This is a genomic window from Kribbella caucasensis, from assembly GCF_004361855.1.
Classification (GTDB): domain Bacteria; phylum Actinomycetota; class Actinomycetes; order Propionibacteriales; family Kribbellaceae; genus Kribbella; species Kribbella caucasensis.
The window spans coordinates 161,638-183,243 of the sequence record NZ_SNWQ01000011.1 but is presented as its reverse complement, the minus strand read 5'-3'; the positions used below and the strand labels follow the sequence as shown (position 1 = coordinate 183,243).

20 protein-coding genes are annotated in these 21,606 nt (G+C 67.3%); 5 read left to right on the top strand and 15 right to left on the bottom strand.

Features of this window, described 5'->3' with window-relative positions; genetic code table 11:
- Nucleotides 1–7: 7 nt before the first annotated feature.
- Both EV643_RS23120 and EV643_RS23115 read left to right on the top strand, forming a co-directional pair.
- On the top strand, nucleotides 8–967 hold the full coding sequence (locus EV643_RS23120) for an ABC transporter permease (RefSeq protein WP_133802201.1): 960 nt from the start codon (nucleotides 8–10) through the stop codon (nucleotides 965–967).
- Between the two features lie 41 nt (nucleotides 968–1,008).
- Nucleotides 1,009–2,004 (top strand): 2-dehydropantoate 2-reductase, encoded by a 996-nt coding sequence (locus tag EV643_RS23115; protein ID WP_133802200.1) that lies wholly within the window; start codon nucleotides 1,009–1,011, stop codon nucleotides 2,002–2,004.
- On the opposite strand, the gene idi is transcribed toward EV643_RS23115, so the two are convergent.
- On the bottom strand, nucleotides 1,994–2,557 hold the full coding sequence (gene idi / locus EV643_RS23110) for an isopentenyl-diphosphate Delta-isomerase (protein WP_133802305.1): 564 nt from the start codon (nucleotides 2,555–2,557) through the stop codon (nucleotides 1,994–1,996). The two genes, EV643_RS23115 and idi, sit on opposite strands and share 11 nt — an antisense overlap.
- Nucleotides 2,558–2,799: 242 nt before the next feature.
- On the opposite strand from idi, the gene tyrS reads away from it, so the two are divergent.
- The 3 genes from tyrS to EV643_RS23095 all read left to right on the top strand — a co-directional run bounded on the left by tyrS (nucleotide 2,800) and on the right by EV643_RS23095 (nucleotide 6,169).
- Nucleotides 2,800–3,996: a tyrosine--tRNA ligase gene (gene tyrS / locus EV643_RS23105; RefSeq protein WP_133802199.1), complete on the top strand. Its 1,197-nt coding sequence runs from the start codon at nucleotides 2,800–2,802 to the stop codon at nucleotides 3,994–3,996.
- Between the two features lie 13 nt (nucleotides 3,997–4,009).
- A complete protein-coding gene (locus EV643_RS23100; protein WP_133802198.1) occupies nucleotides 4,010–5,185 on the top strand; it encodes an aminoglycoside phosphotransferase family protein in 1,176 nt (391 codons plus the stop codon).
- A gap of 276 nt (nucleotides 5,186–5,461) precedes the next feature.
- Nucleotides 5,462–6,169 carry a 3-keto-5-aminohexanoate cleavage protein gene (locus EV643_RS23095; RefSeq protein WP_166665541.1) on the top strand — a complete coding sequence of 236 codons (708 nt, stop codon included), beginning with the start codon at nucleotides 5,462–5,464 and terminating at the stop codon, nucleotides 6,167–6,169.
- 65 nt (nucleotides 6,170–6,234) lie between these two features.
- Here EV643_RS23095 and EV643_RS23090 read toward each other — a convergent pair whose 3' ends face one another.
- The 14 genes from EV643_RS23090 to EV643_RS23030 form a co-directional block, all read right to left on the bottom strand.
- On the bottom strand, nucleotides 6,235–7,605 hold the full coding sequence (locus EV643_RS23090) for a lytic transglycosylase domain-containing protein (protein WP_133802196.1): 1,371 nt from the start codon (nucleotides 7,603–7,605) through the stop codon (nucleotides 6,235–6,237).
- On the bottom strand, nucleotides 7,602–8,447 hold the full coding sequence (locus tag EV643_RS23085) for a phosphate ABC transporter ATP-binding protein (protein ID WP_133802195.1): 846 nt from the start codon (nucleotides 8,445–8,447) through the stop codon (nucleotides 7,602–7,604). The genes EV643_RS23090 and EV643_RS23085 overlap by 4 nt, the downstream gene beginning before the upstream one ends.
- A 33-nt stretch (nucleotides 8,448–8,480) precedes the next feature.
- On the bottom strand, nucleotides 8,481–11,003 hold the full coding sequence (locus EV643_RS23080; protein ID WP_133802194.1) for a hypothetical protein: 2,523 nt from the start codon (nucleotides 11,001–11,003) through the stop codon (nucleotides 8,481–8,483).
- 440 nt (nucleotides 11,004–11,443) lie between these two features.
- Nucleotides 11,444–12,454 (bottom strand): substrate-binding domain-containing protein, encoded by a 1,011-nt coding sequence (locus tag EV643_RS23075; RefSeq protein WP_133802193.1) that lies wholly within the window; start codon nucleotides 12,452–12,454, stop codon nucleotides 11,444–11,446.
- Nucleotides 12,455–12,676: 222 nt separating this feature from the next.
- Nucleotides 12,677–12,820, bottom strand: coding sequence for a hypothetical protein (locus EV643_RS44240; protein WP_166665540.1), 144 nt, complete (start codon nucleotides 12,818–12,820; stop codon nucleotides 12,677–12,679).
- A 19-nt stretch (nucleotides 12,821–12,839) separates the two neighbouring features.
- Nucleotides 12,840–14,561, bottom strand: coding sequence for a PPC domain-containing protein (locus tag EV643_RS23070; protein WP_133802192.1), 1,722 nt, complete (start codon nucleotides 14,559–14,561; stop codon nucleotides 12,840–12,842).
- 183 nt (nucleotides 14,562–14,744) lie between these two features.
- Entirely contained in the window at nucleotides 14,745–15,650 is a 906-nt protein-coding gene (locus EV643_RS23065; RefSeq protein ID WP_133802191.1) for a sortase domain-containing protein, read from the bottom strand.
- Nucleotides 15,647–17,455: a phosphate ABC transporter substrate-binding protein PstS gene (locus EV643_RS23060; RefSeq protein ID WP_133802190.1), complete on the bottom strand. Its 1,809-nt coding sequence runs from the start codon at nucleotides 17,453–17,455 to the stop codon at nucleotides 15,647–15,649. Before EV643_RS23060 ends, EV643_RS23065 begins: the two co-directional genes overlap by 4 nt.
- A gap of 27 nt (nucleotides 17,456–17,482) precedes the next feature.
- Nucleotides 17,483–18,628: a phosphate ABC transporter permease PstA gene (gene pstA / locus EV643_RS23055; protein WP_133802189.1), complete on the bottom strand. Its 1,146-nt coding sequence runs from the start codon at nucleotides 18,626–18,628 to the stop codon at nucleotides 17,483–17,485.
- 4 nt (nucleotides 18,629–18,632) lie between these two features.
- Nucleotides 18,633–19,625 (bottom strand): phosphate ABC transporter permease subunit PstC, encoded by a 993-nt coding sequence (pstC, locus tag EV643_RS23050; RefSeq protein ID WP_202869713.1) that lies wholly within the window; start codon nucleotides 19,623–19,625, stop codon nucleotides 18,633–18,635.
- Nucleotides 19,622–20,014 carry a hypothetical protein gene (locus EV643_RS23045; RefSeq protein WP_133802188.1) on the bottom strand — a complete coding sequence of 131 codons (393 nt, stop codon included), beginning with the start codon at nucleotides 20,012–20,014 and terminating at the stop codon, nucleotides 19,622–19,624. Before EV643_RS23045 ends, pstC begins: the two co-directional genes overlap by 4 nt.
- Nucleotides 20,015–20,217: 203 nt before the next feature.
- A complete protein-coding gene (locus EV643_RS23040) occupies nucleotides 20,218–20,457 on the bottom strand; it encodes a hypothetical protein (RefSeq protein WP_133802187.1) in 240 nt (79 codons plus the stop codon).
- A gap of 76 nt (nucleotides 20,458–20,533) precedes the next feature.
- Nucleotides 20,534–21,046 (bottom strand): plasmid transfer protein KilB, encoded by a 513-nt coding sequence (kilB, locus tag EV643_RS23035; protein WP_133802186.1) that lies wholly within the window; start codon nucleotides 21,044–21,046, stop codon nucleotides 20,534–20,536.
- Between the two features lie 4 nt (nucleotides 21,047–21,050).
- Nucleotides 21,051–21,581 (bottom strand): isochorismatase family protein, encoded by a 531-nt coding sequence (locus EV643_RS23030; RefSeq protein WP_238165734.1) that lies wholly within the window; start codon nucleotides 21,579–21,581, stop codon nucleotides 21,051–21,053.
- Nucleotides 21,582–21,606 lie beyond the last annotated feature (25 nt).

Genomic DNA, 21,606 nt, shown 5'->3' with positions numbered 1-21,606 from the left:
GGTTGCCATGGTCGTGTTTCTGATCCGCCGGCTGTTGCACGGGTTGCTGGTGCTGTGGTTGATCACGGTGGCCGTCTTCGCATTGTTCTTCATTGCCCCGAGCAACGTCGCGCAGTCGTTGGCGGGGCGGCAGGCGACACCCGAGACGATTGCCTTGATCAAACACCGGTTGGGACTGGACCAGCCGGTGTGGAAGCAGTATCTGCACTTCGTCTGGAACGCGTTGCACGGCAATCTCGGGTACGACTATTACCACCAGGTGCCGGTGACGGCGATCATCGGTCAGGCATTGCCGATCACGGTGTCCCTCGCGCTGGGCGCCGCCATACTGTGGCTGTTGCTCGGCGTCTTCAACGGGGTGATCTCCGCTGTGCATCCGCGGTCGCTGGCCGATCGCGGGCTGACCTTGTTCTCGTTGTTCTTCTACTCGTTCCCGTCGTTCCTGCTCGGGTTGCTGTTCCTCTACTTCGTGTATTTCAAGCTGACCTTGGCGGGGTTCAACTGGTTCCCGGCTGGTGGTTATTCGCCTTTGGCACAAGGGATCGGTGGCTGGTTCGACCACCTGACGTTGCCGTGGCTGACCCTCGCATTGCTGCTGGCGGCGACGTACACCCGGTTGACGCGCGGCGCGATGCTCGACGTACTCGGCGAGGATTACATCCGGACCGCGCGATCGAAAGGACTCCGGGAGAGCCGGGTGATCGTGCGGCACGGGCTGCGGAGCGCGCTGACGCCCGTGGTCACGCAGTTCGGGATCGACCTCGGGCAACTGGTCGGCGGCGTCGTGGTGACCGAGACGGTCTTCAGCCTGCCCGGCCTCGGCCAGACCGCGGTGACCGCGATCAACCAGCAGGATCTGCCCGTCATCATCGGCATCGTCCTGTTCGCCTCGGCCGCCGTCGTGGTCGCCAATCTCCTGGTCGACATCATGTACGCCGTCCTGGATCCACGCGTCCGCCTGCACTGAAATAGGCTTCAGTGGCCACTTGAGCGGAGGAGGGCGACGACGTGACGATCGCTGTGTACGGCGCCGGGGGCATCGGCTGCTACGTCGGCGGCAGACTGGTCGCCACCGGCACCGATGTGGTCTTCGTGGGGCGGCAGCGGATACGGGACGAAGTCGCGGCGCACGGGCTCCACCTGACCGACTATCTGGGCGCCGACCTGCGCGCCGAGAAGGTCCGCTTCGAGATCACGCCGGACGCCGCGGCCGAGGCCGACCTGGTGCTCGTGACGGTGAAGTCGGCGGCGACCGAAGCAGCCGCGGCCGAGCTGGCCGGCGTACTCCGGCCGGGTGCGCTTGTGGTCAGCTTCCAGAACGGCATCCGCAACGGTGAACTGCTCCGCGACCGGTTGACTCAGCAGACCGTGGTGACCGGGATGGTCCCGTTCAACGTCCTGAACCGCGGCGACGGCAGCTTCCACCAAGGCACCGAGGGCGGCCTCGACATCCAGGGACACCCGGACCTCCAGCCGTTCACGGAGGCATTCCGCCGCGCCGGTCTGCCGCTGACCCAGCATGCGGACATCCTGTCCGTACAGTGGGCGAAGCTGCTGCTCAACCTGAACAACCCGGTCAACGCCCTGTCCGACCTGCCATTGCGCGACCAGTTGTCCCAGCGCGACTTCCGCCGATGCCTGGCCGCCGCCCAGTCCGAGGCGCTCGACCTGCTGACCGCGAAGGGCATCACGCCGGCCAAGCTGATGGCGCTGCCGCCGAGCCGGCTGCCGGCGATGTTGCGGCTGCCGGACTTCCTGTTCCGCCGGCTCGCGAGCAAGATGCTGGCGATCGACCCGCTGGCCCGGACCTCCATGTGGGAGGACCTGCAGGCGGGCCGGCGTACCGAGGTCGACTACCTGAACGGCGAGGTGGTCCGCCTGGCCGAGTCACTCGGCCGCACCGCCCCCGTCAACGCCAAGCTGATCGAGCTGATCCGCGCTGCCGAAGCAGGTCCACGCAAAGCTTGGACCGGCGCGGACCTGTTCGCCCAACTCACCCGCTGATGGACCGGGCGGCCGGCGGGAGCAGCGCGGGATCCGCGATCGGCCAGGCGGACGGATTCTCACCGAGACGCGCCAGCTCCGTCACCTGCAGCACGCACCACGGCGACAGACCGGTCCGTACGGCGACCTCCGGCCAGGCCACCCACTCGTACGTCGCGACTTCGTCCGGATCCGGATCCGGCGTACCGGTGCAGGTGACCCGATAGACCGGGCAGAGCTCGTTCTCCACGATCCCCTCCGGCATCTCGGCGCGGTACCGGAACTCCGGGAGCACCAGGTCGACCCGGTCCGCGGACAGGCCGAGCTCATCCGCCAGCCGGCGGCGTACGGCGTCCTCGACCGGCTCACCGGGGAGTGGATGCCCACAGCAACTGTTCGTCCAGACGCCGGGCCAGGTGGTTTTGCTGTGCGCGCGCTGGGTCAGGAGGAGGCGGTTGCGGTCGTCGAACACATAGCTGGAGAAGGCGAGGTGGAGCGGGGTCGATCGGTGGTGGACCGTGGCCTTCGCGTGGGTACCGACCGCCCGGCCGGCCTCGTCGAGCAGCACCACCATTTCTGTCTCCACCCGCCTGAGCCTAAACGGTGGGCAGATTGGCCGTGAGGGCTGCTAGCCTGAAGACGTGATGAAGCAGCGAGTGGTGTATCTGCCGGCTCTGGGAGGAGCCGGTAGTTCGTAGTACCCAATGGCGCTTCACACCCAGAGCCTCCGAGGCAGGAACCACTTCCGGTTCCTGCCTCTTTCCGTTGCCGGGAGGCTCGCACGTCTCTCGTGCTGTCTTTCGAGAGGACGTTCCAATGACCCACGCAGTGCTCCAACGGCTACGGCGAACTACCGACGCCATCATCGGCGAGGACGATCTGCTCGACCGGCTGAGATCCGGTCGCCGATTGCGGATCAAGTACGGCGTGGACTGCACCGCACCACACCTGCATCTCGGGCATGCGGTGAACCTGTGGATGATGCGCGCGCTGCAGGATCTCGGCCACCGGGTGGTGTTCCTGCTCGGCGACCTGACCACCCGGATCGGCGACCCGACCGGGCGGAGTGAGACCCGGCCCATGCTTTCGCCGGAGGAGATCGAGGCCAATGCGGCCGCGTTCCTCGACCAGGTTTCGCTCGTACTGCGGACCGAGCCGGACGTGTTCGAAGTACGCCGGAACTCCGAGTGGTTCGGCACGATGGATGTCGCCGAGTTGCTCGGGTTGTTCAGTCAGGTCACGCATGCGCAACTGATGGCGCGGGACATGTTCCGCGCCAGGATCGACGCGGGCCGGGAGATCGCGTTGCACGAACTGATCTACCCGGTGCTGCAGGGCTACGACAGTTTCGCGATCGGCAGCGACCTGACCATTGTCGGGTCGGACCAGCTGTTCAACGAGCAACTCGGCCGGCACTTCCAGCAACGGCTGGGCGCGGACCCGCAGGTCGTCATCACCACCATGATCACGCCCGGGATCGACGGCGGGCCGAAGCAATCGAAGTCGCTGAACAACTACATCGCGCTGACAGACACACCGCGAGACAAGTTCGGCAAGGTGATGAGTCTGCCGGACTCGCTGGTGGAGACGTACGCCCGCGTCTACACCGAACTCCCGCTGGACACCGTCGCCGGGCTCGGCAGCTCCGCGGCCCACGGTGGACCGGCCGCGCGGGACGCCAAGCTCCGGCTCGCGGCTGCCGTCGTCACCCGGTACCACGGTGCCGGCACCGCGAAGGCCGAACTGGATGCCTTCACTCGGATCTTCTCCGAACGGAACGAGCCGGCGGACATGCCAGAAGTGCTGCTCGACTCGCCGACTGCAAACGTGCTGGATCTGCTCCAGGCGGCGCGACCGGCGGACAGCAAGTCCGACCTGCGCCGACTGATCCGTCAGGGCGCGGTCTCGATCGACGGTACGAAGGTGACCGACGCGGAACAAACCGTTCGCGTCGACGGCGGCGTAGTGCTGAGATCAGGACGACGCACTTGGCACCGGATCAAGTGCCGCTGACGGGGGTGCGGGCATGAGGTCAGTGGAGGCATTGGTCAGCCTCGGCGACCGGTACCTGGGCAAGGCACCGGTCTTCGAGGTCGACATCCCGTGGTGGAACGAGATCGAGTCCGTGACGACACCACTCGAAGCCCTCCTCGGTACGCCGGTCGTCGTGCTGCGACTCGTGCACGCCGACGAGCACGAGATCGGTCGCGGCGGCCGCGTCGTCTACCACGTCCAGGCCGCCGGCGAACCGAGACCCGGCGTACTCGATCCCACGCCCTCCCCCGACTGGTCTGCGGTGATCAAGCCGCACCCACTCCGCGCAACCTGGGCCGAAGTCGACGGCCCGCAACGCCTGATCGACTGGGCCACCAGCCACCTCGGGCCGCTCACCCCGACCCAGGTGAAGACGTGGAACCTCTCCTGCCTGATCCGCTTCCCCGGCGCCTGGGCCAAGGCAACCTGCCGCTTCTGCACGGTCGACGGCGCCGTGATCCGCCGCGTCCACCAATACGACGCGGCGCTGGCGCCGACGGTGCTCGCCGTCGACCACGAACGCGGCTGGTCCCTACTAGCGCACGCACCCGGAATCGACTGCTGGCAGCCGGATCGGGCGACGGTAGAAGACGTCGTCACCCGCTGGGTCGCAGTACAAGCAGGTCTTGCCGGTGAGGAGCTCGAAGATGTTCCTCGCATGCTGCCTCGCGATCTACCGGCGGAACTCGACGGCCTGCTGGCTGGTGAGGCCGGCCGCAAGTTGTCGGCAACGGAGCTGACCCAAGCTCGCATGTTGATGGACGAGTTACCCGAAGTCATCGCCGAGCTGGAGTCGGCCGGCCTGCCGAACACGCTGGTGCACGGCGACTTCCATCCAGGCAACTGGCGATCGGACGGGACGAACCGCCTCATCGTCGACTGGGCCGACAGCTATCTGGGCCACCCCGCCACCGATATCGAGCGCCTCCGCGGCTGGCTACCCGTCGAGAAACAGGATCACGCCGTCTCCATCTGGCTGGACGCTTGGCGTTCGTGTCTGCCGGACAGCCGCCCCGAACGTGCGCTCCGCCCGATCACCGTGATCGCCCGCCTGCTGGGAGCCCTTACGTATCAACGCTTTCTGGACAACATCGAACCGGACGAACGCGTCTACCACGAGGACGATCCGGCCAGCGAAATCCGCGCGGCGATAGCGGCTCAGAGTTGACTCCGCGGCGGGAGCGGGTGGCTCGGCGGGCCGGGCGCAATTGGTTCGGCGCCGGATGAGACCGATGGGGTCCGGGGACGTTGGACGGTGATTTTTGGTCGCCATGTGGCAATTCGTTACCGCGCTTCGGCGTTGGCGGGGGTTTCGCGGTACCGGGGGTGTTGAGTCGTGGATTTGGGGGTGGGGAATCTGTTTCCCGGGCCGGTTTTCCACGACTCGATGCACCATTAGTTGTTGGCAGCGCTCTGGTTCGTCGGGTCTGGCAGTGTTGCACCGGTGAAGCAGTTACTGAAGGCGTGCTTGAACGGGGATCGCACGCGGGCCAACCATCCCGGAGTACCGATCGCGCCTGATGAGCTTGCCGAGGCGGCGTTTGCGGCGCAGGCGGCGGGGGCGGGGGCTGTGCGCTTCCATCCGCGGGGTGCGGACGGGCGGGAGAGTTTGCTGTGGTCCGATGTCGAGCCCGCCGTGGCCGCAGTCCGGGCGCGCTGTCCTGGGCTTCCACTCGGGGTTGCCACTCGCGAGGAGATTGTTCCGGAGCTGGCCGCCCGACTCGGCGTACTGCGGGAATGGGCGGCCGGGCCGGACTTCGCCAGCGTCAACTTCCACGAGGACGGCGCCGAACAGGTCGCGGACCTGCTGCTCGAGCGGGGTATCGGGATCGAGGCGGGTCTGTTCACCCCTGATGCGGCGCGCAAGTTCGTCAGCTGGTCGGGTCCGGTGGTGCGGGTGCTGATCGAGGCGTTGCCCGGTATCTCGCCCGGCGCCACCGGCATCGAGGCAGCCCGCGCGACGTTGGCCGAGCTGCCCGACGGGTTCGACCTCGTGGTCCATGGCGAGAACGAATGGGCGTGGCCGGTACTCCGGTGGGCCCGCGCGCAGGGTTACGGACTCCGCGCCGGCCTGGAGGACATGCTGACCGGGCCTACCGGCGAACCCATCACAGGCAACGCCGAACTCGTCACGCTGGCGCAGCAGAGCTAGGCCCCTGAGCTCTGACAGGGCCGGGCGCGGAGAGGGTTGCCGGAGCCCAGATTCCGTCGGCGGGGCTAAGGCGTCGTCGTCTCCGGGTTGACCGGGGCCTGCGTTGCCGGGGTGTCGGTGGCCGGGTTGTCGCTGGGGGTCGGGGTCTCCGGGTCCGGCGTGGGTGTCGGGGTCGGGGTCTCCGGGTCGGGCGTCGGGGTGGGGGTCGGTGTCACCGGGTCCGGGGTCGGCGTCGTGACCGTCGGGGTCGGGGTGTAGGGGTTCAGCGTGGGCGAAGGCTTGGTTGTCGGCGGCTGCTGCGTGGTCGGCGGCAACCAGGGCGGCTTGGTCGACGGGGTGGGTGTCGTCAGGACCAGACCCGGCGGGGTGACGGTCGGGCGGGTGGTTCCCGGAGCCAGGGTCGGCGTCGGGGTCGGCACCACCAGCGTAGAAATCGGCGTGGGAGTGAGACCCGGCGTTGGCTTGATCTCCTGCTCCGGGTCGCCACCCTTCTTGACGTTCCCATCGTCGTCGGACGCCGGGGGGATGACGCCGTCGCCGTCCGGCAGCGTCGCGGTGGACTGGCTGTAGGTCTGCATCCAGCGCAGCACCGTGGACACGTAGTCCATCGAGTGGTTGTACCGGAGTACCGCCTGCACCAGGCCTTGCGGATCGCGGAGGTTCGAACCACCCGAGCACAGGTACTCCGCCGCCGCGCGGGACGCGTCGAAGATGTTGTGGGGGTTCTTCAGCCCATCACCGTTGCCGTCGGCACCAAACGCCTGCCAGCTCCCCGGAATGAACTGCATCGGCCCGACCGCCCGATCCCACTGGGTGTTCCCGTCGAATTGCCCCTGATCGGTGTCACTGATCGCGGCCATCCCCGGACCACCGTCGAGCACCGGACCGAGGATCTGCCCGCGGGTGTTGCCTGCGGCATCGACCCGGCCACCGGACGCGTGCGACGACTCGACCTTGCCGATCCCGGCCAGCAACGGCCAGGTGATCCCGCAGCCCGGGTTCGCGGCGGTCACGTCGTTCGCCGCCTTCTGGTACGCCGCGAGCACGGTGCCGGGGATCCCCGCCGTGTTCGGGCCGACCGGGGTACCAGGCGGATGAGGTTTGCCGTCCGTCGTACCGGTGATCGGGACCTCGATCGAGGAGCGCTTCTCGGTACCGAGGCTGCCGTCCACGCCGGGCAGGTTCGGTACGTCGTTCGCGAGGTCGTCGAACACCGAGTCGAGCCGCGGCTGCGCGATCGCTCGTGAATCGACCACGAACTGGTTCGCCGAACCGCTGCCGCTGATCGCGACGACCAGCACCATCGCGCCGACCGGAGCCAGCAGGGCCCAGCCCGCGACCACCTTGACCCGCCAGGCGTCTCCCGCTCCGAACGCCTTCGGCTTCGGTGCAGGGGTTGGCTGTGCGGTTGGCTCCGGCGTCCACTCCGGGTTCATCCGAACCGTCCTTCCACGTAGTCGGCCGTGCGCGGATCCTCCGGCGTGGAGAAGATCTGCGCGGTCGGCCCCGCCTCGACGATCACACCGGGCGTGCCTTGCTCGGCCAGAAAGAACGCGCAGCTCTGCGAAACCCGCGCGGCCTGTTGCATGTTGTGCGTGACGATCACGATGGTCACCTCACGGCGGAGTTCGTGGATGGTCTCCTCGATCCGCCGGGTCGAGGTCGGGTCGAGCGCCGAGCACGGCTCGTCCATCAGCAGCACGTCCGGCCGGACCGCCAGCGACCGGGCGATGCAGAGCCGCTGCTGCTGACCACCCGACAAGGCCCCACCGGGCTGGCCGAGCCGGTCGCGGACTTCCTTCCACAGCCCCGCCTTGGTCAGGCACTCCTCGATCAGCTCGCGCTTCTCGCTGCCGCCGACCCGGGTACCGGTCAGCTTCAGCCCGGCCGTGACGTTCTCGGAGATGCTCATCGCCGGGAACGGGTTCGGCTTCTGGAACACCATGCCGATCCGCTTCCGGGTGTCGGTGATCCGCCGCTCCGGCTCGTAGATGTCGTCGCCGTCGAGCAGCACCTTGCCGGCCAGCGACGCACTCGGCACCAGCTCGTGCATCCGGTTCAGGATCCGCAGGAAGGTCGACTTCCCACACCCAGACGGCCCGATCAGCGCCGTCACCTGCCCCGACTCCATCCGCAACGAGATGTCCTCGAGCACCTTCCTGCTACCGAACCAGGCGGCCACCCTCTCGCTCTCCAGCAAACTGCCGCCACTGACGGGCGGCAGTACAGCGGTCTCATCCTCCGCCGCGGTCGGGACAGCAGGCAGTACGGACGTCATCAAGCAGGTCCTTCCGGTCGAATCGGAGTCTGGTCAGCCGCTGCGGCGGCGGCCGCGGCGGACCAGGCTGGCCACGTAGGAGCCGCCGGCAACTATTCCGCGGCGGACCGGGTGGTCGGGCTGGGCGATCAGGCGGATGCCGGGTGAGGCGACACCTGCTGCGAGGCCGGCCACGAGTAGGGCCGGGATGCCCCAGGAGAGCCAGCCGAGGGAGTCGCCTTGAGTGGTTTCGGAGGAGGCCGGCTTGGTTTTGCCGGCGGCCTGGATCGGGGCCTTGCCCTGGCCGGGCGTGGGCGTCGCGCCTGGTGTCGTTGGCGTGCTGCCCGGCTTCTCGGTGCCGTTGGATCCGGTGGTGGAGGTGCCGCCGGGCTGGTTCGTGCCGTTGCCGCCGCCGTTGCCATCCCCGTTTCCATTGCCATTGCCGTCGTCGCCGTTCTGGGGCGGCGTCGTGGTCGACGAGCCGCCAGGCAGGTTCGGGTCCTGGGTGCTGGGCGGGTCGTCTGGCGTCTCGTCGTCTTCGTCGTCGATCGGGTCTTGGTTCTTCGGCGGAATCACCGGAGTACCGGTCTGCTTCTCGACCGCGTCGGCCACCTTGGACGCCTGGGTCTGCATCGTTTCCGTCAACGCGAGGTAGCCGTCGGCCAGCTGGCCGGACTCCTGCCCGTACTGCTGCCCATCCGTCGACATCCAGCGGATCGTGTCGGCGTACTGCTTCGCCTCGATCTCCTTCAGCGTCGTCGTCGGCACCTCGGCGTAGCTGATCATCGTCCCCGGGTACCCGCGCTTGTCCATCGAGGTGTAGTCGATCTTCCACACCCCAGTCGACTGGTCGGGGGTGGCGCCGTCGAGTGCATAGGTCATACTCTCGACACTCGGCGCGACGTACTCGCCCTGTACGTTTTGAAGCGACGCGGTGCGCATGCCCACCTTCGTCAGCTCGGACGTCGTCGACAACGCGATCATGTGCCGGAAGCCGGGCTGCTGGGCGAGATCACGCTTCGGCACGAAAGGGAGCCCCTGACCGGGTGATATGGGGGCCTGGCTCAGCGGCCAGGCTGTCATCAGGGCGTCCGAACCGTTGGCCCAGGACGTCGAAGGCTGAGACCACATCTGCTGTGGTGCGAAGCCATCCCATGCGCTGTCGCTCCCAGCTGGTAGCACCCAGCCGTCTCTCAGGTCGTAGTCGTAGCGTGGCAGTTCCCAGCCTCTGTACGTCTTGTTGACTGTCATCCCCCACTGGTCCGCCTTGCCCTGCAGGAATGCCTTCGCCGACGGATCCGACCAGATCCACTGCGTCAGCGCCCTCATCACGTCGGTCCGCGCCGTGGGGATGATCAGTTGGGTACCGACGGCATCGGATTCGCCGGTCCACTGACCGGCATCGGGGTTGAGCTGGAGGAACTCCGGGTCTTTCAGGATGTTCGCAGGGTTGGTCGGCGCATTCGGATTGACTACCGGACTGAGTCCTGACTTCCACTTGCCTGGATACGACTGGGTAAGCAGCTTTGCCACCAAGCGAGGACTGAACTTCATGTCGGTCACCTGGCCACCACCGGCGGCCTCGCTCTTCTCCCAGTTGAAGCCGATCGCGAATCCCGAGACCCCAATCGGAGCGTATGCGGGCTTTCGCGCAGTCTTCACCGACTGCTCCTGGGAGGGATCAGTCACCACCGCCGCGTCCGCAACATAGCCGGACGGCGCGATCGGGTCGGTCTGCCCGATCTGAGTCCGGGCCTCGGGTTCCCAGGCGCGGGTGTAGTCAAGACCCACCGGGCTGGACTGCTGACAGCGCGCCGGCACCCAACGCCGCATCGCCTCACCCATCAGTTCTGACCCCAGGAACTCGGCCGAGTCGTCACGCTGTTCGCAAGCAGTACCCGCTGGAGCGAACGACATCTTGAACACGTATCGCTGGTACCAGTTCGCCAGCAGCTGCCAGTAACCCGCTGTGGCGTTGCTCTGAGAAGCGGTCGCTGCGATGCATCGGTCGAGCTCGGTTTGCGTCACGGACGGCGTCGTCCGGCATGGGTGTTGGTTGATCGGCACCACCACCAACGAACAGCCGCTGGTGGTCGAGCAACCGAGGGACGGGTTGTCGGCCTTGGTGTTCGCCCAGGTCTGCACCTCGCCGGTGCCGTTCGACCGGGTGAAACCAAGGCGCTGGTTCACATTGCCAGGCGTGTAGTCATCGACCGTCGACCCCGACGGAAGCTTCGTCCCCAGACCGCCCACCAGCCAGGCGCCAGGGATGTTCGCATTCGGCTCCGCGTGATAGGTGCCGTCCACCTTACGGAAGGGAATCCGGTACTGCATGCCGGTCGTGACCGGGCGGGTCTGTTTCCATTGGGAGTCTTCCGGCGGCAGGTAACTGCTACCGACGAAGGTCAACGCGCTGCCACCGATCGGCGCCGCCATCCAGCAGTCGGACCTGTCCGGGTTGTAACCACGACACTGCATCACTGCGACCAGCAATTTGGTTGCATCCGTATTGCTCGGAGTCATGCCCGTCCAGGACACGTTCAGCATCTGGCGGGTGAGGTCAGCGGTGCGCGACACAGTGACCGTGCTGCCACCCCGGCTCAGAGATACCGGCGAGGTTGAGGGATCGGCAGAAACAGCAGCGTCCGTTGGAGGAACCTCTTCCGCGGCAGCGGCTTGCGATCCGTCGTCTGGTGGAACTGCTGCCGCGGCGTACGAAGCGGACAGGGCGAACAGGACCGCGACCGCCAAGAGCGCGGCTCCGGGCCGGCGCCTGCGGATCAGCCTCACGATGACCTCCAGGAATGACTGCGAGCATGCCGAACCAGGCGGCATAAAGTCGACTGCGCTGAGCCTTCCCTGGGGTCGGTGCCCAGAGTTCGCCAGCAGATGAACTGGACATGAATCGGTTAATTAACCACCGAAGTACGAGACCGGTGGGCGAGAGAAAACCTCTCGCCCACCGGCTTCGAGTCAACTCACGAACGCCGAGGCGTCGAGGTCAGCTCACGGATCTGTCAGGGAACCTCGACACCACAGTCACCGGCCGGCAGCTCGAGGAAGCCGTTGGCCTTGATGATGTCGCCGGCCGTGGTGGTGGCCGGGTCGGTGTCGGACGGCTCGCAGATGTACGGCGTGCCGCCGTCGGACGAGAAGCCGAAGCCGTCGCCGAACAGGTCAGCCAGGTAGGCCGGCACGTTGCCGGCGCCGCCCGGAGCCTTCACGACCTGGAACAGCGTGCGGTCGTAGGCGTTCGAGTCCGGGGTCGGGATCGCACCCAGGACGGTACCGGCCTGCTGCGCCGGGGTGAGCAGGTTGTAGCGACCGGTCGAGACCGGCGCGATCGAACCAGCGGTCGCGGCCACCGGAGCCGGGTCGTGCTCCTGGACCAGCGAGCCGTTCACGGTGTCCTTCACGCACGACGGCGGGGTGCTGGAGCTGATGCCCACCAGGCCGGCGAAGAAGTTCCGGGTGCCGGAGTTCGGCTGCGGGATGAGCGGCACGATGGCCAGGTTCGGGCCGCCGAGCTGGCTCCAGTTGGTGAGGTTGCAGTTGTAGATGCTGGTCAGCTGCGCGTCGGTCAGCGAGCCGACGCCGGTGACGTCGTCGTTGGCCATCCACCGCAGCTGGTCCTTCGCGTACTGCAGGAACGTCGCGTCAGCGCAGTCCGACGCACCCCGCGGGCGCGACGAACGGGCCGAGTCGATGTCGGTCCGCGAGCACAGCGCGTTGATACCGGCGCTGGAACCGTTCGGCCGGGTGATGCTGACGCCCGGGCGGATGGTGATCGGCGACGGGCCGGTCGCGTCGAAGGACGCCATCCGGCGGGTCGGGGTGGGGGTTCGGCTGTTGTACAGCGCGGACAGGTCGTTCAGAACGAACTCGGTGGTGTCCGAACCCACGATGACGACGTCATCGGCGTCCGGCGTGAACGGGGCGTCGGCCGAGGCCGACAGGGCGGAGGTAGCGACCATCGCGACCGCGGCAGCGGCGACAGCGGTGGCACGGACGGTACGGGTGAAACGCATCTCGGGAATATCCTTCCTCACCTGCGTTTGCGCGGTCTGTTTGAACCGCGGTCACCGTGTCCGACGGTGACGACTCCAATCCATCGCGTCAAAGCCGACATTTCCCGGCTATTTGGTGAACCAGACATGATGCTGCGGATAGCCAGAAACGCCGGAACCGCCGAGTCCGCCACTTTCTTTCCGATCGAATAGCGGTGAAACGTCACTCAGGCTGGCGCGTGCTTATTCGTTTGACCGATCGAGCACTTCGCGTGCGTATTCCGCCGATTGGTTGTACGTCGTGACCGCGGCCCACCAACCCGGTCCGGTCGTCATCGTGATCAGCACCGCGGTCAGCGCCGCGGCCAGAAACAGCCTGCCTCTCACGATGCCCTTCTGTCAGTTCTCAGTTGCAGGGCTTGCTCAGACCCCAGGCGGCGACATTCAGCGTGTCCTGGGTGCCGGTCAGGCCGGTCGCCGGGGCGTAGCTGTCCTTGCCGAAGTCGACATCGACGTCGTCCGCAGTACCGCCGAAGCCGTCCGCGCCCACGCCGTACAGGCCCGGGAAGTTGCCATCGGCATCCATCAGGTTGGCGACCGGGTTGGTCTGGTCGGTGTCGTAGTTGCCGACCAGGTGGCCGATCTCCCGCGACACCAGGTTGCCGAGCGCCTGGCCGACGAACGCGATCCGGTCGCTGTTCGCGGTCAGGTAGGTGTTGACGCTGATGGCGCCACTTGCCGCGCTGACCCGGTCGAGCTGCACCAGCGCGGTCTCCTCGTGGGCGAAGTTGCCCGGGTCGATCGACTGCGCCGTACCGACGCGGCCGAGGCCGGACTCGGCGGTCCTGCCGCCGACGACCACGCGCGACACGTTCGCCGTACCGAAGCTGTCGGCGTCGTCCCGGCTGTTCCGGAACTTCACGTCGACGTAGGGGTTGAGGCCCTTGGACTTGACGTCGTTCTTGACGTTCTCGGTCACCACCGCGACCACCTTGTTGATCACCGCGGACTCGTCGGCGCTGGTGAGGCCCCAGTTGGGCAGGAAGGCAGAGAGACCGGAGAGCTGGCGAACGCCAGTGCCGCCGAGCGGAGCGGTGTCGATCTGGCCGCCGTCGAAGTCGAGGAAGAAGGTCTGCTCGGTCGCGGCGGTCTCGGTGCTCGAGCGGAACGCCCCGAGAGTCAGGTCGTACGGGCCGAATCCGTCGGTCACCGACACGGCGTACCAGCCGGCCGCCTCCGCGACGTACGCGAAGTCGACGGGTCCGCGCGGAAGCGGCGAGGACGCCGGCAGCTTCGCGGTGACGCTGAGGTCGGAGCTGACGGCCTGCGTGCCGTTCGGCCGAAGTACGGTCAGCCGCTTGCCGGTGGCGGCGAGGCTGCCGCCGAGGACGTCGCCCTTGGCGAGCTGAACCGCGTAGAGGTCCTTGTCCAGCGGGGCCGCCGCGATCAGCACCTGGTACGTGCCGGTGTCCGCCGAACCGTGCCCGCTGCCCGAGTTGTTCGGGTCGGCCGAGAAGTCACCGGCAGGACTCTTGCCGGCGACAACAACGTAGTAGTCGCCGGTCGCCGGAACGGTGTAGACCAGCTTGCTCAGCAGGCCGGCGCCGCTGTCGTCGTCCGAGGCCAGCAACTCGCCGGCCGCGTTGTAGACACCGACCACCGTGTTGGTGCTCGCCAGCGAGCCGTCGGTGTTGACCGTCAGGGTGTGCCCGGCGGTGCCTGTCAGCTTGTAGAAGTCGAAGTCACCGGTCTTGTCGCCGAGGGTGCCGTGCGGGCCGTCACCGAGCTGGCCGGTCGTGCTGATCGCGCCACGATCGTCGGTGCCGATACCTGTCGCGGTCGCCAGCGGGATGGCGCCGTTGTCTTCTTCGCCAGCCGCGATGGCCACCGGGCTCGGGGACAGGGTGCCCTGGACCGTCGCGGCTGGGTTCTTCCAGCTGGCGGTGCCGAAGGCGTACAGGCGCTGAGCGGATGAGGCGCTGTCGTTCTGTCCGGCGGCGGTGGCCGGCTCGGACTCGGTGTAGGACAGGGCAGCGCTCGTCGCCGCCGAGGCACCCGGTACGGAGACCGCGGCAGCGATGGCGAGGGCCGAGCCGGCCAGCACCGCGCGCCTGATCATCGGATTCATGCTGAGTTTCCTCCCAGAAAGCTCAACGGCGGCGAGTGGAATTACCCGCAGCCGGCAACCGCCCCCGAGCGAAAGCAATTCCCCGGCGGTGGGGAACCCGGACGTAATCGTAGGGACGGAATCGGAGGAAACGCCTTTTCGGTACTTTTGTTCAGCCGATGGGAATGACCAGTTAACAGAAATTCAGATGAGGTTCGGCAGCAGCCCGGCGATCTGCTCGAAAACCCGCCAGACCACCGCGAGCACGATCGGCGCGCCGACCAGGTACGACTCCCAGCGGCCGATCCGGCTGCGGAACCAGACCACCCCGGCGATGGCCAGGATCAACAGCTCGAGCCACAACACCAGCGGCAGTACGCCCGACAGGTCGACCCCGAACGCCTGCTGACTGGCCGGCACCCGGGAGATCCGCATCGCCGGGTCCGGCTGCACCTGCCCCTCGACCAGGTCGGCGTCGAGGTAGACCGTTGCGGACGGCAACGGACTGCCCTCGGCCGTGACCAGGGTGAGCCGCGACCCGCCCTGCGCCAGGTTGGCCGGCAGCGGATCGCCGGCCCCGCGGACGCCGATCACCTGGTAGGTGTATTGGCCCTGCCCGGTGGCGATCTCGAACTTGGTGCCGGTGATCAGGTTCGGCACGCTCCGGAACGGCGCGCCGAAGGTCAGGCCGCGCCCGTAGATCACCGACACGCCGGCCTGCCCGGGCAGCGGTGTGTCCGCCCGGTGGCCGGGACCGTCGCGCAGGATCGAGCCGGTGGTTCCTTCCTTGATCACCTGGCGCAGACCGAGACCGGGGATGTCGAGGACCGCGACCGGGTCGCCCGCGACCACACCGGGACCGAGCGGGGCGGTCGCCTCGGCGAGTTGCCCCCGGATCTTGTCGTAGGCGACGTCCTGGGCCCGGTTGAACTGCAGCGCACCGATCATCAGCACGTAGACCATGAACCCGATGATCCCGAGGGCGAAGAGCCGCAGCGCATCGGCGGTCAGCTGCGGCCGCAGGTCCAGCTCAGCCTTGACCTTTGCCTTGACCCGCGCCGGCGCGGTTCGGGTGATGGCGCGGGGTGGCGCCGTATCGACAGCGGTCACTTGCCCGCCCGCTTCTGCTGCAGGTACCGCGAGACGAGGGTCGGGACCAGCAGGACCAGGAGCACCTCGACGGCGGTCAACAGGCCGAGGTTTCGCAGCATGTCGCCGCCACCACGATCGCCGTTCAGCTCGGTGACGCTGCCGGTCGGCTGGTAGGCGTTGTTGTTGCCCGAGGCATTGACCACCTGCCCGGTCTCCGGGTCGATGGAGGTGGACGCGGATGGGATCGGCTGACCGGTCTTCGGATCGATGGTGCCCGTGCCGGTCCCGGTCCCGGTGCCTGTGCCGGTCCCCGTGCCGGTTCCGGTGCCAGTACCTGTGCCGGTTCCTGTCCCGGTGCCGGTGCCGTTGTTCTCGCCGGTCCCGGTGCCGGTCCCCGTACCCGTTCCGGTACCGGTGCCCGTGCCGGTGCCATTCCCGTTGCCGTTGCCGTCACCGGGGTTGCTCGGGTTGTTCGGGCTGTTAGGTCCACCGGGGTTGTTAGGGCTGTTCGGACCACCAGGAGGGCAGACCCCGTTGATCGACGGCCCGGCGCCATCGTGGTCACACGCGAGCGGCTGCGGCGCCACGTCGGCCAGCACGTTGCGGTTCAGGTTCTTGCCGTCGAACGTCGGGTTGCCGCACTTGGTGATGTCGGTCGCCGTCGACGGACTGCCGGGCACCCGGGCGACCTGGCTGAACGCGGCCTGCACCAGGTTGAGCGGCAGCGGCGAGTACCCGAGCGGCGCGGCCTTCTGCTGACCCTTGCAGAGGAAGTACGACGCGAAGTCGGCGAGCGTCTGCCCCTTCGACGTACTGAGGTTCGACGTCGGCAGGATCATGTACGAGTACGACGACAGGGGGTACGTCCGGCGGTCCGTGTGGTTGAAGACCCCGGCGAGCTTCTGGGTCAGGTAGAGCGGCGAGCTCGGGTTGGTCTCGATCTGCGCCTTCGTCAGCGCGACCGCGGTGTTGTACGCCGTGGGCAACGTGTAGTACCCGGAGTTGTTGCGCACCTTCGCCACCGGGTAGTCCTTGCCCAGCGCATACGAGTACTCGACATACCCGATCGCGCCGTCGGCGTAGCTCGCCGAGATGTAGCCGGCCATCTGACTCGACCCACCCTGCGACTTCACGGCCGGGAAGTTCTTGGTCGGGTAGTACGACGTCTGCCCGCAGGCCCGGCCCTGGGTGGACTGGCAGAAGCTCTCCCACACGGCCTTGTGCTGGGTGTTCATCCAGATCGTGAACTGAGCCGTGGTCCCGGAGCCGTCCGACCGCACGACCGGGATGATCTTCTTGTTGGGCAGCTTCTTGCCGTTGTTGTCGCGGGTGATCTGCGCGTCGTTCCAGTTGGTGATCTTGCCGGTGAAGATCTTGGTGATCGTGTCGCCGGACAATCGCAGGTCGCGGTACAACTGGCCACCGACCCTGATCTGGTACATGAACGCCGTACCGCCGGCCACGATCGGCATGTAGGCGTACGGCCGGCCGGCCGAGGTGTCGTCCGCACCGGTCAGCGGATCCTTGCCCTGGTAGGGGATCTCGCTGATCGCGAAGTCCACCAGTTTGTTGGCGAAGTCGAGCCGGCCACGGGACGACCCGCCGCCGCCGTACTCGACCCGCATGCCGAGTGGCTCGACGTCGCGGATCCACTGGTCGAGCGCGTTCTGCGACCAGGTCGAACCGGTGCCGTAGATCGGGGCATAGGCGGTGCTCCCGGCGCCCGCCGAAGGCGCGCCGATCATCGCCACCGCACAGGTGAGCAGCAGCGCGAGCACCAGGTTGCGGAGCCGACGCCCTGGGCGGGAGGTCGGTCGTCGCATGATCAATGTCCTCTCGGAGGGTGGGTTTCAGCGCGTACCGGACCGGCCACGACTGGCCATCCAGCGGGAGAAGGCGAACAGCAACAGCACCAGGACGAGCAACAGCGCGGCCGCGCCGAAGGCCCGGCTGATGTAGTTCTCCTCCGGCGACTGCGACATCTTGAAGGTGAACAGCGGCAACGAGACCATCGGTCCCGAGAACGGATTGAGGTTCAGGTACGTCGTGAATCCGGCGGTCAGCAGGACCGGCGAGGTCTCCCCGATCCCCCGGGCGGTGCCGAGCACCAGCGCGGTCGCGAGACCAGGTCGCGCGGTCGGCAGCACCACCGACCAGACCGTCCGCCATTGCGTCGCCCCGAGCGCGAGCGACGCCTCCCGCAGACCGCTCGGTACCAGCCGCAGCACCACTTCGGCGGACCGCGCGATGATCGGCAGCATCATCACCGAGATCGCCATCGCGGCGACGAATCCGGACAGCCGCATCCCGAGGCCGATCAGCAGTACGACGTACGCGAACAGGCCGGCCACGATCGACGGCAACGCGGTCATCGCCTCGACCACCGACCGGACCAGCTTCGACGCCTGGCCGCCCACCTCGGTCAGATAGACGGCGCACAGTACCCCGAGCGGCAGGGTGACCGCGATCGCCATGGAGATCTGGATCAGCGTGCCGGCCAGGGCATGCAGTGCACCACCTGCCGACAGCGGCTCGAGTGGTCCCGCGGTCCGCAGGTCGCTGGTGAAGAAGTTCCAGTGGCCAAGAGCCCGGAGACCGCGGTACAGCGTGTAGCCGATGACACTGGCCAGCGCGATCCCGATCAGGCCGGCCGCACTGTGCGCGAGCAGTACTGCGAACCGGTCGGCGAGCACCACGCGACCACGCCGTAGTCCGGTGATCAGCAGGTAGAAGGCCGTGAACGACAACCACCAGCAGACGATGAAGCCCAGCGTTCCCTCGGTCGGCAGGATCCGGCTGTAGAGCACCCACGTCAGCGACAGCCCGGCGGCGGCCGAGCCGGCCAGGCAGGCCCGGTCCTCGACATCGACGACCCGAAGGCGGCGTCGCTCGGGTTCCGGCGGTATTGGTGCGGCCTGCTCGATCGGCGTCACGTCGTCGGTGGGCGGCAGGAACGGGTTCTCGGTACCGAGTTCCGGTGGGCGGGTGACGGTCATCGGCTCAGATCTCCGTTCCGGCGCCGCTGCGGCTGCGGGACACGACGAATCCCGCGATCAGGTTGACGATCAGCGTGATGATGAACAGCACCAGACCGGCCGCCATCAGTGCGTTCAACTGCGAGCCCGACGCCTCGCCGTACCGGAGGGCGATCATCGACGAGATGGTGATCGAGCCGGACTGCAGCACGTGCCAGTTGATCTCGAACAGCGGCGACACGATCATCACCACCGCGATCGTCTCGCCGAGCGCGCGACCGAGGCCGAGCATCGTGCCGCCGATGATGCCGCCGCGGCCGAACGGCAGCACGACGGCGCGGACCACACCCCAACTGGTGGATCCCAGCGCCAGCGCGGCCTCACGCTCACCCATCGGCGTCTGGTCGAACACCTCGCGCATCACCGCGCAGGCGATCGGCATCACCATCATCGCGACGACCACGCCGGCGATGAAGGCCGAGGAGGCGTACGTCGCGCCGTCGAAGATCGCGGCGTCCGGATCGGAGTCGACCCGGAAGATCGGGATCCAGCCGAAGAAGTCGGTGATCCAGCGGGACAGGTGAATGATCCAAGGCTGCAGCAGGAAGAAGCCCCACAGGCCGTAGACGATCGACGGTACGGCGACCATCAAGTCGACCAGCGCGACCAGGGTCTTCTTCAGCCCGCGCGGCGCCCACTCGGTGATGAACAGGGCGGTCGCCAGTGCGACCGGGAAGGAAAGCGCGATCGCGATCGTGGCGATCACGACGGTGCCGAACAGCACGGCCGCGACACCGATCTGGTTTGCTTCGGGCTGCCAGGCCTGCTCGGTGAAGAACTTCCAGCCGTACGTCTGCAGGGTCGGTTTCGCCTGGTAGGCAAGGAAGACGCCGATGCCACCGGTGATCAGCAGCACCAGGCCGCCGCCACCACGGGCAACCAGCCGGAAGATCAGGTCGGACGGCGCGAGCGAGGCTCGCAGCCGGCGGGGGGTTTGCTGGACAGTGGATTCGCTCACCGCTCCGGCTCTCGTTGGATCATCAGCTCTCGTTGGATCAGCACAGGGGACAGCTGGGCCGAGGTCACTTCGGCCTGTTCGACCGCTTGGGTGAATCGATGGAACGCCCGACGTGCGTCGACCCGGCGCGCGAACACGCCGGGACACTGGACATCAGGACCGCCGTTCGCCGAGATCTCCCAGCGCCACTTGCCATCGGGATCCCGGCGCAGTTTCGGCTCCGCTTCGCGAACCAGCCGACGGACCGCCGCCAGCTCGTCGCGCGGTGCCCGACTGCCGCCGCGGCCCATGGCCAGGGGGCGATTGTTCCCGGACAGGAGCCGCCAGAGTCGTTCACCTCCTCGCGGATCGTCGAGGAACTGCATCCGCACCCCCACCGGTCTCCTCACCAACCTCTCCCCCAGAGCAGTCGGTATGGAGCGTCACCAGTTGGATACAACACGTGGTGAACCGTGCCGAAGCGGTACATGAACACGCACGCGAACCAGTCGCACAAGAACAAACATCCGCCACTTAAGTCCTGACAAATCCACCCCAGCCAAGACTTTTCACACATCCGCCGCCGAATCCGCTACCTGGACACCCGCACGCCTCAACCGTCCTTCTTCCTTCGGCGCTTCGACTTGCGGAACACGAAGACGGCCAGCACAGTCCCGACCAGGACCGCCGGAATCCAGGCCAGCGCCTCCTGAGAGCCGAGCGCCAGACCCCAGAAGCTCTGGAAAACCGTCACACAGCTGCCGGAATCGTCACACTGCTGCTCGCCGGTCACCGGCGCCAACGCCACGACGACAGCTCCCGCGACCAGCACTGCCCTGGAGAACCGGCTCATCTGCCACCCCCGTCAACGACGGTAGGTGCTGAGCCCGCCTGCTGTCAGGTCGAGAGCACGGGAGATATCCAGTGCCTCAGCCGAGCCTGCGCCTACCTTGCCCACCGAGCGCCTGTACCGTGGCGGCCTCCAGGAACCGATCGAGCCGCTCGCGCACCAGCTCACCGAGCTCGTCAAGCCGCCGGCGATCGCCCCCGACCTCGTCTTCGCCATCGAGCGCAGCCCACATCTCATGGGTTGCCTCGATCGCGGCCAGGGCGAGCTGCTCGATGGCCGGGTCTCCGCAAAGCAGCTTCACTTTGTAGAACGCCGACCACGCCTGTGCCCGCATCCGCTGGCTTTCGGCTCGCAGGGCGTCGTAGTCGTCTGCTGCCTTGCCGTCCTCGATGCGTCTCCTCAGCCGGATCGTCTGGGCTCGCCGCCACTCCATCACCTTCTCGGCGAACTCGCTGTACGCGTCGATCCGCCTGGCCCGGAGCTGCTCGCTGCGGGCGAAACCCTCGGTTCGCCGTAGCGTCAGGCGTTGGAATAAGTAGGAGGTGGAAGCGCCGATGATCGTACCGACGATCGCGATCCATGCGGTCGTCATCGGATCACCCACTGAGGGCGGCGACGTACTCCGTGCCGGTGCAGGTCGTGCCGAACCTCGGGAAGACATAGGAGACGGCGAAATCGTGGGCATGGCCGTCCAGCCCGGTCATCGCGTCGGTGAGGTAGAGCGTGTCGTAGCCGTGCTCGTCGGCAACTCGACCAGTGGACTCGACGCCGAAGTTGGTGGCGATACCGGCCAGGGCCACCGTACTGATGTCGCGAGCACGGAGGGCGTCGTCGAGACCCGTCTGATGGAATGCGCCGACCGTGCGCTTGACGATCTCCAGGTCGCCCGGCTGAGGGTCGAGTTCGGGAGCCAACTCGCTGCCTTCGGGCTGGACGCCGACGCCCGGGCGCTCGACCCGGACGTGCACGACGAGCCCACCGACCGTCCGGGTCGCCTGCGCCAGCGCGACGCAACGCTCCAGCACCTCGCGGCCGGTCAGTGGGGCCGTGTCGAGCGCGATGATCCGCGGCATCAGATCGATCAGGATCAGGGCGGTACGCCGGGGATCCAGGCTGAGAGTGCTCACCCGTCAGACCTTAGTTCAAGCCAGG

What these genes read in the sequence shown, in the direction of transcription:
- EV643_RS23120 (WP_133802201.1), top strand. Translation starts at nt 8, where the DNA reads ATGGTCGTGTTTCTGATCCGCCGGCTGTTGCACGGGTTGCTGGTGCTG.
- idi (WP_133802305.1), bottom strand. Translation starts at nt 2,557, where the DNA reads ATGGTGGTGCTGCTCGACGAGGCCGGCCGGGCGGTCGGTACCCACGCG.
- tyrS (WP_133802199.1), top strand. Translation starts at nt 2,800, where the DNA reads ATGACCCACGCAGTGCTCCAACGGCTACGGCGAACTACCGACGCCATC.
- EV643_RS23100 (WP_133802198.1), top strand. Translation starts at nt 4,010, where the DNA reads ATGAGGTCAGTGGAGGCATTGGTCAGCCTCGGCGACCGGTACCTGGGC.
- EV643_RS23090 (WP_133802196.1), bottom strand. Translation starts at nt 7,605, where the DNA reads ATGAACCCGGAGTGGACGCCGGAGCCAACCGCACAGCCAACCCCTGCA.
- EV643_RS23085 (WP_133802195.1), bottom strand. Translation starts at nt 8,447, where the DNA reads ATGACGTCCGTACTGCCTGCTGTCCCGACCGCGGCGGAGGATGAGACC.
- EV643_RS23075 (WP_133802193.1), bottom strand. Translation starts at nt 12,454, where the DNA reads ATGCGTTTCACCCGTACCGTCCGTGCCACCGCTGTCGCCGCTGCCGCG.
- EV643_RS23070 (WP_133802192.1), bottom strand. Translation starts at nt 14,561, where the DNA reads ATGAATCCGATGATCAGGCGCGCGGTGCTGGCCGGCTCGGCCCTCGCC.
- EV643_RS23060 (WP_133802190.1), bottom strand. Translation starts at nt 17,455, where the DNA reads ATGCGACGACCGACCTCCCGCCCAGGGCGTCGGCTCCGCAACCTGGTG.
- pstA (WP_133802189.1), bottom strand. Translation starts at nt 18,628, where the DNA reads ATGACCGTCACCCGCCCACCGGAACTCGGTACCGAGAACCCGTTCCTG.
- EV643_RS23040 (WP_133802187.1), bottom strand. Translation starts at nt 20,457, where the DNA reads ATGAGCCGGTTCTCCAGGGCAGTGCTGGTCGCGGGAGCTGTCGTCGTG.
- kilB (WP_133802186.1), bottom strand. Translation starts at nt 21,046, where the DNA reads ATGACGACCGCATGGATCGCGATCGTCGGTACGATCATCGGCGCTTCC.